Here is an 11,452-nt window from a genome sequence, read left to right on the forward strand (position 1 = left end):
TATGCGAATATCCTAAGAATTCTTTTACGAACTTTGCCATTAATGAGTTTTAATTCCAACAACAGCAAGGGCATGGATCTTCGGCAAATGTTCCTGCGACACGTAGCCCAGACCTCTCCCAGCCCCCTGGGCATCGAGATCGCCCGGGCAGAAGGCATCCACCTGTATGAGCCGTCCGGAAAAGCCTATATGGACCTTATAGGGGGTATCAGCGTCTGCAACACAGGTCATCGACATCCGCGCGTAGTCCAGGCAATTAAAGACCAGGCCGACCGCTACCTGCATGTATTGGTGTATGGGGAGCTGATCCAGTCTCCGCAAGTCCGGTATGCAACTTTGCTGGCGGCCAATCTGCCAGCTTCGCTGAACAGCATCTATTTCACTAACTCCGGGGCAGAGGCTACGGAAGGGGCGATGAAGCTGGCCAAACGAGCGACAGGCCGTACGGAAATAGTAGCTTTCCGGCAGTCCTACCATGGCAGTACACAGGGAGCGCTAAGCGTTATGGGGGACGAATACTGGCGGAATGCTTATCGTCCGTTGCTGCCGGGCGTACGGCATGTCGAATATAATGTGATGGACAGTCTGGAATGGATCACGGATCGCACCGCTTGTGTGATCGCAGAGACCGTACAGGCCGAGCGGGGCGTGTACGCGCCGGCACGGGAGTGGATGAAGGCATTACGGCAGCGATGCGAAGAGACAGGAGCTTTATTGGTACTGGACGAGATCCAGGCGGGATTCGGCAGGACAGGCAGGCTCTGGGGCTTCGATCATTATGACATTGTGCCCGACATTCTGCTGTTGGGGAAGGCGCTGGGAGGCGGCATGCCCATGGGCGCGTTTATTGCCGATAGACAGTTGATGTGGACTTTGACTGGAGATCCCGTGCTGGGACATATCACGACTTTCGGCGGGCATCCCATCTCCTGCGCGGCGGGGCAGGCGTCCCTGGAAGTGTTGCTGGAAGAGAAATGGATCAGCGAGGTGGCGGCAAAGGAAGCTTTGTTCCGGCAGTTGTTGGTGCATCCTTCCATCCGGCAGCTGCGCAGTTGCGGATTGTTGATGGCCGTGGAATTCGACAGCTTTGAGATAAACAAGCAGGTCATTGATAACTGCATTGAAAAGGGCTTGCTGACAGATTGGTACCTTTTCGCACCGCAGTGTATGCGCATAGCCCCACCTCTTCTAATTACGGAGGAGGAGATCCGGCAGGCCTGTGAGATTATTTTGTCATCGCTCACTCATTAACAAGGCGGGTTGGGTGTTTCTCATAGTAAACCTACTTATGAAGCTCCAACCAGGCGATGCGACCATTGCCCGGTTCTTTCAGGGTAAAAAGACCGTGGATGTGGCGGGACTGCCGGGGATCAGCCCTATAACTGTGCAGTCACAGAAGACGAATGCCCTCTTGAATTGAGGGCATTTCGTAGCATTCATAAGTTTTGACCGGTGGTCTGGTGAGGGTCTGCGGCATTTAGGCCAGGGCGAACCAGGTGAATTCACCCACGAATAACTTGGAAGGGTGCGTTTCCAATCCTCGGGCCAGCTCGACGATGGTGGATAAGGAAACATTGAATCTCCCGTCTTCGATCTTGGCGATCTTGCTGTTGTCGAGGTTGCAATTGGCGGCTACCTGTCTTAGGCTGAGTCGTTTTTTCTCCCGCAGCTCCTGGATAGTGGCCCCGAATCTTTTTTTAAGGATTTCTTTTTCTGCTGTTGTCATGGATTGGTTTGGTTAATGGATAACCAAGATGAAAATTTTTCCCGATAGGCGTGCGGTTTAATTAGGCCACAATTTAACTCTTTTTTGCAAGAGCAATGCGGGAAAATATAAACATTGAAAAAAATTACAACTAACTGGGTATTGACAGAAGGGGCCGGAAAAGTTACTTTGCCGGCCAGATATGGGTACGAACCAGATCAGTTTTTCTTATGCCGGTCTTCAGGGATCGGCTTTTTCTTTTTTTAAGACAGCATATCATCCAGATCGGTTGTGGGTTTCCGTGAGGCTGCTCCACCTATGCCATTCCACCACAGTTTACTTCGTCTTTATATAGCAATAAAATTGCTATCCGTTCATTTATAAAAACTACCGCTTTGATTCATTTAATTTGTGGATAAATATCTTATTTTTAACCAACTTTCTCCCTAATCTGGTTTCTTTTTTATCTAATTTTATGCTGCAATTTACCCGACAATCTCCTCCCGATATGGATAATTGAGTATCCATTAAAATCAAATTCTATGTCCAGGTTCAATCAATCTTCGGAGGAGCTTTTTGACAAGATCATATATTTAGAAGAGGAAGACAAGCAGGAACCGCTGCGGGTATTTCGACGCTTTTATAATGACTACCGTTTGCACGAGCTGCGATACATATTGTGGAGTATGGTAGAGGCCTGCCTGACGACAGATAATTCGGAATTCAGCGAGCCCGAGGAGCGGGCGGACCTCCTATTGCGCTGCAGGCATTTTGAGGAATTGCTGGAAGCCGGTTGGTTGTTGGCCGGGGTAGGCCGGGCGAAATGACTGTGAATTTCTTTTGTCTCGCTTTTCCAATTAAGTTTGTAATTTTATGCAGCGTCTATTTGCAAACAGCTCTTTATTTGCACATAAATATTTACCCTTATGGAATGGTCGAAAAATACTTGTAGTATAAATACGACCTTTTTTTAGGTAAAAATCACCTTTTTTTCTAGGGAGAATTTGTTAGAGACCCTAAATAAAATGATTAAAAAGAGGTAGAAACTGATAGATTATGCTATCATTGTCAGCGTTTGGCCCTTTTTCTTGTTAGAAAAACTCACATATTTTATTTTTCAATATCTTCATGAAACCTTATCCGAAACAGGCCCTAGCCCCGGAAGCGGGGATCACTGCCTGACGTTAAAATTTAATTGGTTGTTTTGGTTGTTCGAATTAGTTAGTAGCATTTTAATGGCAAGTAAGGTATGAGTGGTAATACTTTGACACTTGATGTCTCTATCGATCGGTTCCGCGAAGGGGATCGCGAAGAGTTTAAGCGTGTATACGACTCCTGTTATGACGGGTTGTATATCTTCGCCTACAATATGATCCGCAAGGAGACAGAAGCTCAGGATATTACTACCGAAACCTTCATCAAGCTCTGGCGATTACGCGAAAATTTCGAAAGCCTCAATAATATACGCGCCTTTCTATATGTGACAAGCCGTAATGCTTGTATCGACTATTTGCGTTTCCTTCAAAAACAGCGATCCGCGCATAAAGAGATTCTTTACATGGAAGAGTTAAGCGGAGACATGAAGAATGAAATGATCAATGCCGAGGTCCTGGGCGCATTGGCACATCAGATAAAATCCCTTCCCGGCAAATGCCGGAAGATCTTCGAACTCATTTACGTTAATAATCTGACTACTGCGGAAGTGGCAGCCAGGATGGGCATCAGCAACCAAAATGTCCTCAATCAAAAAGCAAGGGCGATCCACCTTCTTCGTTCGTCATTGCCTGCGGTAGAGCTTTGCCTTATCGCCTTATTCTTTTTCATTTAAGCAATCATTTTTCGGGCCGCAAGACTATTATGTGATTTATACATAATAGGTGTTCCAATTCCGGAACCTGGAATAGAAATAATTTTTTTAAAAAACTTGAAGATTCTTTTGTTAAAACTATAATGTCATTCGTAGTAAGATTGAACGCTGTTGCAGAAGGGATGATATTTTTTTATCAGATGGATCGCAAAAAGTACAAACAGGAAGTGCATGTCGGATGAACTGAACTACATAGAAAGGATAGCAGGGCTGATAATTAAATTTCATAATGATGAAATAACGCAGGAAGAGTACCAGGAGCTGATGGACTGGAGGCAATTGTCGGATGAGAATCGTGTGTGGTTTGACAAGCTTTCCGATCCGGATTATCTCCGGGGTAGGGTCCAGAAGTTCTCTAATTTACAATCTTTGAAAAAGGCAGGATGGGAAAAGGTTATATCTGCCATAGATGAAGAAGATCTTTCCGTACAACCAGCCATAGTGAGGCCCATGCATCGTACCCGGTATTTTGTGGCGGCCTCCCTTGTTGGTCTTTTGGCTGTTGGCGCCTGGCTCTATACGAGAAATAGGCCGGTTGCCACGTCCGATGCTTCACCCGCGCTTACCTCTACTTTTAAGAATGACGTGGCGCCGGGTGGAAATAAAGCCATTCTGACTTTGTCCGACGGCTCCAATGTAGTGTTGGACAGCGCCGGCAAAGGGACCATCGCTCACCAGGGCATTGCCCGTGTAGTGAAGCTGGATGACGGCAAACTGGCTTACAATAATACGGGGAGTGAAAAACCAGCCGCCCTCGCGTATAATACGCTGACAACACCGGCCGCTGGTCAGTTTCAGCTTTTGCTGCCGGATGGTACCAAGGTTTGGTTGAACAACGCATCGTCTCTTCGCTATCCCGTCGCCTTCACAGGCAAGGACCGCGAGGTGGAACTGAAAGGGGAGGCATATTTTGAAATAGCGCCCAATGCCCGTCAACCATTCAAAGTGAAAGTGAATGAAGGAACGCAAGTGGACGTGTTGGGAACGAGCTTTAATATCTCTGCTTACACTGACGAAACTACAATAAAGACAACCTTATTATCAGGCGCTGTGCGTATTTCCCGCGGCGATGCCCGGAAGATCCTCAAGCCTGGTCAACAAGCCCGGATGAATGAGTCCGGCAGCCTCGAAACCCTGGATGATGTGGACACCGATGGGGTGGTGGCCTGGAAGAACGGACTATTTCATTTTGAAAGAGCCGATATAAAGACGGCGATGCGGATGCTGGCCCGCTGGTACAATGTGGAGGTGGTCTATGAGGGGGCAATTCCCAATCGCACATTTGGAGGAGACATGGAACGTAAGCTAAATCTTTCAGAGGTGTTGAAGATCCTCGAGAAGAACGAGGTACACTTTGACATCGAAGGGCGAAAGCTCACGGTGAGACCATAACACAGCAGTTCCTTTACCATTATACCTTATACACTCTACGCGATTCTTGCTTTATCAAACCTTTCGTCCTTTAAGGCATAAGAAAATTCACATATATCCCATTTCAGGTGGAACCCAATTCCCATTAGTCCATTAAACCTTTCTTTTAAGCCTGTGGAGTGCCTCTCGTTTCGGGATCAATGCCCGCAATAAGATCTTGCGACCTACCAGGCTGGGCTATTTAGTTTTATTTGCGAACCACCTAAAATTATGAACATGCTAAGAAAGGAGTACTACAAGTTCCCTCTACACCCTGTATAAATGGCATACATCCATAATACGCAGGATGCATCCCAAAAAGAAGCCGAAGTGTTACTAGCACTTCGGCTCTAAAAGTCCTGATAGAGCAGGACTCCAAAACCCGCCTTTACGGGGCGGACTTTGTACTATAATCCTAAACTAAAGGTAATGCTTTTTTTTACTATACGTAGACGCCCTATTTCTGTGCATAATAAGGTGTCTCAACAACTGCTAAGGACGATGAAATTGACCACCTTCTTTTTGGTAGCTATATACCTTCATCTCGGTGCCACTGGCTTTGGCCAGAAAGTAACTATTTCTGGAAAGGATCTGCCTCTGGAAAAAGTGTTTACCATGATCAAGAAACAAACGGGGTATGTGTTCTTTTATGACTATAGCATTTTTCAGGGAGTAAAGAATGTGACCTTAGATTTCAAAAATGCGAATATTGAGAATGTAATAGAGGAGTGTTTACAGGGACAAGGACTTGATTACAGTATTCTGAATAAAACCATTTTCATAACAAGAAAGCCAGAAAGAAAAATTGTATTGAATGACCCTATAGCGGAAAAGATGTTCAAAACAAAAGGGGTTGTTTACAATGAATCTGGGCAGCCATTGTCCGGAGCCAATATCACAATTAAACAGACGGGAAAAGGAACGCTTACGAATGCTAAAGGTGAATTCGTATTGCCTGCTGTCCCTGAAAATAGCATTTTAATTATTAGTTACGTTGGCTACAAAAGTCACACTTTCATAGTAAAGAATGAAGAACCCATCTCCATACGATTGACGATTGCAATGAATGATCTGGATGTACAGGTTGTGCAGGCATACGGAAGGACAAGCAAACGGCTAACCACAAGTAATATTGGCCGAGTTACTAGCGAAGAGATTGAAAGACAGCCAATAATGAACCCTTTGTTGGCTCTTCAAGGAAAAGTGGCAGGCCTGGATGTCGTGCAAACCAGTGGTTTTGCTAGTGCTCCGGTCAAAATAGAATTGAGGGGAAGAAGCGCTATTAATTCTCTTTTTACCTCCGATCCTTTATATATCATTGATGGGGTACCTTTGACTGTCTTGGAGGTAGGAAATTCTTCCACGTACGAAAGTGGTTCGTATGGATTCTTACAATCAGGATATGGAGGACCGGCCAATGGCCAAAGTCCGTTCTTTAGTTTGAATCCAGGGGATATTGAAAGCATAGAAGTATTAAAAGATGCCGATGCAACCGCTATTTACGGTTCAAGGGGAGCTAATGGCGTTATATTGATCAGCACCAAGAAAGGGAAGACGGGAAAGACCAAATTAGACATGCGCATCGAAAGTGGCCTCAGCAAAGTCACCAAATACTGGCAGATGATGAACACGCAACAATATCTGCAAATGCGCAAGGAGGCACTGAAGAATGACGGCATCACTCCCTCTATAAACCATGGTGATTATGATCTTCTGCAATTTGACACAACAAAGTATACTGATTGGCAGAAAAGCTTGTACGGCGGCACAGGACGAAATATTGATGCATATGCTGGGCTTTCAGGAGGAGATGTGCGAACCACCTTCCGGCTTGGAGCTTCTTACAATCGCAATACTAATATCCAAACTGTCAGCGGCGCAGATCAACGAGGTTCATTATCCTTCAATCTTACACATCGTTCTGCCAATCAACGGTTCTCCGTCGGTCTGATAGGACAGTACTCCTATACTCAATCGGATATGATAAATATAGCCGCTGCAGGTACACTTCCTCCAAATGCCCCAGCAATCTATGATTCTGTGGGAAATTTGAATTATGCAGGATACGGAGGAAGCAACGCTACTGCCAGACAACGTTATCCTTTTTATAGTCTCAAGCAACCTTACACAGCCAAAACCAATTTTCTCAATAGCAATTTGGTTTTTGGCTATTTACTTTTCAAGGGATTGCAATTCACTACCAATCTGGGGTATAATAACACCCAAGCCAATACAATGTTTCTTTCACCGATTGCTTCCCAGGATCCGCTTAGTAGCCCGGTTGGTCTTAATCGCTCAGGATATAACACAAATAAAAACTGGATAGTTGAGCCTCAAATAAGTTACGACGGTATTATAGGCGAGGGGAAGTTGTCGATCTTGGCCGGAGCATCCGTTCAGCATACCAGTACCGGCGGAATTCTGTTGACGGGAGATGGATATACGGATGATCGCCTGTTGAAATCCATTGCCAATGCTCAAACTCAGCGCGCTAACGATCTTTTCGGCGAATATAAATATGCAGCAGCATTTGGCAGAGTTACCTATAATCTTAAGAATAAATATATATTGAACTTCAATGGCCGTCGCGACGGATCAAGTCGTTTTGGCGAGGGAAATCAGTATGGCAACTTTGGATCGGTAGGTGCGGCCTGGATTTTTTCTGAGGAAAATTGGTTGAAGAAAGGACTTCCTTTCATTAGCTTTGGAAAATTGAGAGGAAGCTACGGTACCACTGGTAGTGATGCTGTGGGTGATTATCAATATCTAACTAGGTGGTCGGCAAATGTCACATCGGGAATTCCTTATAATGGTTCTCAGCCGCTGTTTCCTACCCAGCATGCTAACCCAAATTATCGGTGGCAGGTGAATAAAAAGCTTGAGGCGGCTCTTAACTTAGGTTTTCTGAAAGACAGAATAAATCTTGAAGCAGTGTATTATCGGGACCGGTGTGGAAATCAATTGGTGAGCTTTCCTACACCATATCTTAGCGGATTTACTTCTGTCATAGCTAATTCTCCTGCATTGGTGCAGAATGCAGGATGGGAATTTACCATGGGCGCTAAACTGATAGATAAAAAAGATCTAACGTGGACGATTAACTTCAACATTTCTCTTAATAAGAACAAACTGTTAGCTTATCCAAATATTGATCAATCTCCATATGCAAGTTTGCTTATAATTGGCAAATCTTTGAATATGATTAACCTATTCCATAATAAGGGTGTCGATCCGCAAACTGGGGAATATATCTTTGAGGATAAGAATCACGATGGAGAAATTGTGTATGACCCAGCACATCCTGATCAGACTGATACATATGCATTTGATCGTAGCCCTAAGTACTTTGGAGGCATTGGGATGAATTTCAATTATAAGGGGTTTGCTCTAAATTTATTCTTCCAATACAAAAAGCAAATTGGAAAGAACGCTTTTGCCAACAGCGGCCTTGCGGGAAAGCTTGGTAACCAATCTTTGGAATTGTTTGAAAAGCATTGGCAAAAGCCAGGTGATATTGCTTCTTATGCCAAATTTACCACAAAGACTACTGATTCTTATATACATTTTATTGCGTCAGACGGCATTTATACAGATGCATCATTTGTACGACTATCTAACCTTTCTCTTTCTTATACTTTGCCTTCATCTATTGTCAGAAAGGCGGGAATGGAAGGTTGCACGTTCTTTATTCATACTAACAATCTGTTTGTTATCACAAAATACAAGGGACTAGACCCTGATACGCAAGTTTTCGGTAGTATGCCTCCTTCAAAAACATTGGTAGGGGGAATAACTTTTAATTTTTAACGCGATTATTATGAAACGCTGTATTATATACACATACTTTTCTGCCAGTCTCATAATTTTGGGCGGGTGTAAAAAGCTCGTTCATATTGCAGAACCCACAAACTCTATTACCACGAGTGAAACTTTCAGTTCAGTTGCCCAGGCTACTGCTGCTGTTACTTCCATTTATAATGATATGAGTTATAGTTCTGGAAGTTTCTTTTATGCAAGTGGTGCAACAACAATATATGCCGGTATGAGTGCTGATGAGCTAAACCCTTTCGGCAATGGCAGCGACCCCTATTTCACCAATGAATTGTTATCTGATGATGGCACACTTCTAAATGTTTTTTGGGCACCCTGTTATTATGATATTTATATGGCAAATGCGTGTATAGAAGGCATACAGGCATCGAAAACATTGCCGGGAGAAGTAAAGAAGCAATTGATTGGTGAGTCGAAATTTCTTCGTGCTTTCTGCTATTTTTATCTTGTAAATTTATTTGGGGATGTTCCCTTGGTTACGTCTACTGCATTTGTTAAAACGTCTCTACTTGCAAGGACAAGTGCAGACTCAGTGTATCAACAAATGATTTCGGATTTAACTGAAGCCAAAACAACACTACCCTCAGATTATAGCCTATTCAAGGAACGAATTCGGGCAACTTCCTGGGCGGCAAGTGCGCTCTTGGCCAGAGCATACCTTTATAAACAAAACTGGTCACAAGCAGTTGCCGAGGCTAATCTTATTATAAATCAATCTTCTCTTTATAATTTAGATTCGAATCTTAATGATGTCTTCTTAATGAATGGCAATGAGGCAATCTTGCAATGGCAGGATATTAACCAGGGCAACTTCCTGTATGCCACCCAGGAAGGAAATCTTTTCATTCCATATGATTCCCAGACAGCGCCTTATTATACATTGACAGATCAGTTGCTTGGTGCGTTTGAACCAGGAGACAAAAGGCGTGAGTCATGGGTGGATAGCGTTAATATTTCAGGGACAGATCTTTTTTATCCACATAAGTATAAAGTAAGAGATGCATCGGGAGGCAGCATTACCGAATACTATACAATATTACGATTAGCTGAGCAATATCTCATTCGGGCAGAAGCAAATGCGCAAATGAATAAGACATTTGATGCTATTGGTGATTTGAATATTATTCGTAAAAGAGCGGGCCTTTCTGAGTTGGATCCCTCTCTCTCTCAGGCACAAGTACTGGAAGCTGTGGCTCAGGAAAGGAGAATTGAATTTTTCGCAGAATGGGGACATAGATGGTTTGATCTTAAAAGAACTGGCAAGGCGGATGTTGCTCTTTCGACTATTAAACCTTCGTGGCAAAAAACGGATACACTATACCCCATTCCCCATCAGGAACTATTAACAGATCCAAATTTAACCCAGAATCCAGGATATGGGAAATAATAAAAATCATACTACGATGTCAAGATCATTTTTTTTTCTTTTAATTAGCCAGCTTGCAGGACCTGTTTCACAAGCCCAGAATGCAAAATATAGTATCACTGGACGTATAGAAGGCCTTAAGGAACATGAAAAAGTCACAATGATGTTGTCGAATAGTAAAGGGTTGGGGTCCTATACAGACTTTTGGGTTGTTTCTGATACTGCTTCGGTGAAGAATGGAGAGTTCTATCTTAGTGGGACAGTCCCTGAAGGACCGCGTAGGTATATGATGATCTTCGACAAACATGATGGCAAAAAGATTAATTTGTATTTAAACAACTATGAATCGATCACAATAAATAGCAGCAACATCGATCAGATTCCGAGTCCCACTCTTGAAAGATATATATCCATCAAAGGTAGCCCAACTAATTATTCATTATTGTGTCTGGTACCTGCTGAGGAAATCTATTATGAAAGCATTGGAAAGTTGAACCGATATGTGCAAAAATTGAAAGACTCCATCGGATTTGACGGACCTATGCTAGGTAATATTTTTACTCTTCGGGAAGAGCTTAATAAGACATTTTATTACCAGATATTTTACGGCGATAAAGATCCAGACGATTCGCGTACACCTGATATTAAGGAATCTAACATTGTTCTGCCTACTTATTATTCCAGCTTTCAACGGTCGGGACATGCCGCCTATTGGGCAGAATTTTATAAAAATTTGGATAGTGCTAAAAAGAACAGTTTTTTAGGTAAATGGATGAAAGAACTGACGGCACTATGTATTGGACAGCCTTTCCCGGCGTTCAGTTTTTCGAACGCTGAAGGTCGGCAGGTGACATCAAATGAACTTCTAGGGCGTAATAAAATGACTTTAATACATTTTTGGGCTACGCATTCATATGAAAGAAGGAAGTTTCAATATGAGCTACGGGACCTCTATAAACAATATCATGATAAGGGACTGGATGTTGTCGGAATTTCATCCGATATAGATATGGAAAGCTGGAAAGAGGCGCTGACAATGGAAAAGTATCCGTGGCTTAATCTTATCAATCCAGGGGGAAAAATTATAGAAAAGGTATACAGGGAATATGGAAACTACAGAAGTGAAAATACGACCAATGTCCTATTGGATAGGTCTGGAAATATCGTGGCCTGGGATGTAAACGGGGCCGAATTAGAATGGAATTTATGGAAATATCTCGGAGACGGTAAATCATCGACTCAATCTGTTACTTCCGTCAATAGATAATCTTAG

The 11,452-nt window shown here is 43.4% G+C and carries 9 protein-coding genes; 8 read left to right on the forward strand and 1 reads right to left on the reverse strand.

What is annotated here, in order from left to right:
* The first annotated feature begins 42 nt into the window (after nt 1–42).
* Both Q4E93_RS24920 and Q4E93_RS24925 read left to right on the forward strand, forming a co-directional pair.
* Nucleotides 43–1,251: an aspartate aminotransferase family protein gene (locus Q4E93_RS24920; RefSeq protein WP_303589967.1), complete on the forward strand. Its 1,209-nt coding sequence runs from the start codon at nt 43–45 to the stop codon at nt 1,249–1,251.
* 37 nt (nt 1,252–1,288) lie between these two features.
* The gene (locus tag Q4E93_RS24925; protein ID WP_303589969.1) at nt 1,289–1,420 is read left to right on the forward strand and encodes a hypothetical protein; all 132 of its coding nucleotides are present in this window, start codon (nt 1,289–1,291) and stop codon (nt 1,418–1,420) included.
* A gap of 57 nt (nt 1,421–1,477) precedes the next feature.
* Here the strand turns inward: Q4E93_RS24925 and Q4E93_RS24930 are convergent, their stop codons facing one another.
* The gene (locus Q4E93_RS24930) at nt 1,478–1,726 is read right to left on the reverse strand and encodes a helix-turn-helix domain-containing protein (protein WP_303589971.1); all 249 of its coding nucleotides are present in this window, start codon (nt 1,724–1,726) and stop codon (nt 1,478–1,480) included.
* A 521-nt stretch (nt 1,727–2,247) separates the two neighbouring features.
* Between Q4E93_RS24930 and Q4E93_RS24935 the strand changes: the two genes are divergently transcribed.
* The 6 genes from Q4E93_RS24935 to Q4E93_RS24960 all read left to right on the forward strand — a co-directional run bounded on the left by Q4E93_RS24935 (nt 2,248) and on the right by Q4E93_RS24960 (nt 11,446).
* Nucleotides 2,248–2,532: a hypothetical protein gene (locus Q4E93_RS24935; protein WP_303589973.1), complete on the forward strand. Its 285-nt coding sequence runs from the start codon at nt 2,248–2,250 to the stop codon at nt 2,530–2,532.
* Nucleotides 2,533–2,954: 422 nt separating this feature from the next.
* Nucleotides 2,955–3,533 carry an RNA polymerase sigma factor gene (locus Q4E93_RS24940; protein ID WP_303589976.1) on the forward strand — a complete coding sequence of 193 codons (579 nt, stop codon included), beginning with the start codon at nt 2,955–2,957 and terminating at the stop codon, nt 3,531–3,533.
* A gap of 210 nt (nt 3,534–3,743) precedes the next feature.
* Entirely contained in the window at nt 3,744–4,964 is a 1,221-nt protein-coding gene (locus Q4E93_RS24945) for a FecR family protein (protein ID WP_303589978.1), read from the forward strand.
* A 519-nt stretch (nt 4,965–5,483) separates the two neighbouring features.
* Entirely contained in the window at nt 5,484–8,789 is a 3,306-nt protein-coding gene (locus tag Q4E93_RS24950) for a SusC/RagA family TonB-linked outer membrane protein (RefSeq protein WP_303589980.1), read from the forward strand.
* A gap of 10 nt (nt 8,790–8,799) precedes the next feature.
* Entirely contained in the window at nt 8,800–10,200 is a 1,401-nt protein-coding gene (locus Q4E93_RS24955) for a RagB/SusD family nutrient uptake outer membrane protein (RefSeq protein ID WP_303589982.1), read from the forward strand.
* A gap of 16 nt (nt 10,201–10,216) precedes the next feature.
* On the forward strand, nt 10,217–11,446 hold the full coding sequence (locus tag Q4E93_RS24960) for a TlpA disulfide reductase family protein (protein ID WP_303589984.1): 1,230 nt from the start codon (nt 10,217–10,219) through the stop codon (nt 11,444–11,446).
* Nucleotides 11,447–11,452: the final 6 nt, after the last annotated feature.

It is taken from the genome of Flavitalea plasmicola, from assembly GCF_030546645.1.
Lineage (GTDB): Bacteria > Bacteroidota > Bacteroidia > Chitinophagales > Chitinophagaceae > Puia.

Excerpts from the sequence above, each read along its gene's own strand:
- Q4E93_RS24945 (WP_303589978.1), top strand. The coding sequence starts at position 3,744 with ATGTCGGATGAACTGAACTACATAGAAAGGATAGCAGGGCTGATAATT.
- Q4E93_RS24935 (WP_303589973.1), top strand. The coding sequence starts at position 2,248 with ATGTCCAGGTTCAATCAATCTTCGGAGGAGCTTTTTGACAAGATCATA.
- Q4E93_RS24920 (WP_303589967.1), top strand. The coding sequence starts at position 43 with ATGAGTTTTAATTCCAACAACAGCAAGGGCATGGATCTTCGGCAAATG.
- Q4E93_RS24955 (WP_303589982.1), top strand. The coding sequence starts at position 8,800 with ATGAAACGCTGTATTATATACACATACTTTTCTGCCAGTCTCATAATT.
- Q4E93_RS24940 (WP_303589976.1), top strand. The coding sequence starts at position 2,955 with ATGAGTGGTAATACTTTGACACTTGATGTCTCTATCGATCGGTTCCGC.
- Q4E93_RS24960 (WP_303589984.1), top strand. The coding sequence starts at position 10,217 with ATGTCAAGATCATTTTTTTTTCTTTTAATTAGCCAGCTTGCAGGACCT.
- Q4E93_RS24950 (WP_303589980.1), top strand. The coding sequence starts at position 5,484 with ATGAAATTGACCACCTTCTTTTTGGTAGCTATATACCTTCATCTCGGT.
- Q4E93_RS24925 (WP_303589969.1), top strand. The coding sequence starts at position 1,289 with ATGAAGCTCCAACCAGGCGATGCGACCATTGCCCGGTTCTTTCAGGGT.
- Q4E93_RS24930 (WP_303589971.1), bottom strand. The coding sequence starts at position 1,726 with ATGACAACAGCAGAAAAAGAAATCCTTAAAAAAAGATTCGGGGCCACT.